The 1,458-nt window shown below is 69.3% G+C and carries 1 protein-coding gene; it reads left to right on the forward strand.

Translation table 11 applies throughout. From position 1 onward, the window contains the following. A partial coding sequence (locus GYA94_RS22575; RefSeq protein ID WP_161893137.1) for an amino acid adenylation domain-containing protein occupies nt 1-1,458 on the forward strand: 1,458 nt, incomplete at both ends.

The following is a 1,458-nucleotide window of genomic DNA, read 5'->3' on the forward strand; positions in this document are numbered from 1 at the left end:
GCAAGCGCCGGCGCTGGTCTGCGAAGGCGAACAGTTGAGCTATGCCGAGCTGAACCGCCGGGCCAACCAGGTCGCCCATGCGCTGATCGCCCAAGGCGTCGGCCCGGACGTGCTGGTAGGCCTGGCCGCACCGCGTTCGCTGGAGATGGTGGTCGGCCTGCTGGCCATCCTCAAGGCCGGTGGCGCCTACGTGCCGCTGGACCCGGCCTACCCGCTGGAGCGCCTGCACTACATGATCGAGGACAGCGGCCTGCAGTTGCTGCTCGGCCAGGGCGACCTTGGGCTGAGCCTGGCGGCGAACGTGCAGGTGCTGGACCTGGCCGCCGACTACACCGACTACGCAGGCTTGGCCGAGGTCAACCCGAACGTCGCGGTGGGCCTGGATAACCTGGCCTATGTCATCTACACCTCCGGCTCCACCGGCAAGCCGAAGGGCACCTTGCTGCCGCACCGCAACGTGCTGCGCCTGTTCGAGGCCACGGACGGCTGGTTCGGCTTCGGCCGGCAGGACTGCTGGACGCTGTTCCACTCCTATGCCTTCGACTTCTCGGTATGGGAGCTGTTCGGCGCCTTGCTGCATGGTGGCCGCCTGGTGATCGTGCCGCAGGATGTCAGCCGTTCGCCGGAGGCCTTCTACCAACTGCTGTGCGAGCAGCGGGTGACCGTGCTCAACCAGACGCCGTCGGCGTTCCGCCAGCTGATGCAGGTGGCCTGTGCCGAAGGCCAGCGCAGCGACCAGCAGCTGCGCTACGTGGTATTTGGCGGCGAGGCGCTGGAGGTCGGCAGCCTGCGCCCGTGGTTCGAGCGCTTCGGCGATCGTGCGCCGCAACTGGTCAACATGTACGGCATCACCGAAACCACGGTGCACGTGACCTACCGTCCATTGTCGCTGGCTGACCTGGCGCAGGGCGCGTCGAGCCCGATTGGCGTGCCGATCCCGGACCAGAGCCTGTACGTGCTCGACAGCGACCTCAACCCGGTGGCTGCCGGCTGTGTCGGCGAGCTGTACGTCGGCCGCCAGGGCCTGGCGCGTGGCTACCTCAAGCGCGCCGGGCTCAGCGCCACGCGCTTCATTCCCGACCCGTTCGGCGACAGCGGGGCGCGGCTGTACCGCAGTGGCGACCTGGCCCGCTGGCGCGCCGATGGGGTGATCGAGTACGTCGGGCGGATGGACCATCAGGTGAAGATCCGTGGCTTCCGCATCGAGCTGGGCGAGATCCAGGCGCGGCTGCAGGCGCTGCCCCAGGTGCGTGAGGCCGTGGTGCTGGCCCAGGAGGGGCCGAGCGGCACCCAGCTGGTCGGTTACCTGGTGGCCGGGCAAGCGGTGGCCGACCAGGCGGTCTGGCGTGAGGCGGTCAAGGCCGCGCTGCGCGAGGACCTGCCGGAGTACATGGTGCCGGCGCACCTGCTGCTGCTCGAGCGCATGCCGCTGACCGCCAACGGCAAGCTCGACCGCCG

The organism is Pseudomonas juntendi (assembly GCF_009932375.1).
Taxonomy (GTDB): Bacteria; Pseudomonadota; Gammaproteobacteria; order Pseudomonadales; family Pseudomonadaceae; genus Aquipseudomonas; species Aquipseudomonas juntendi.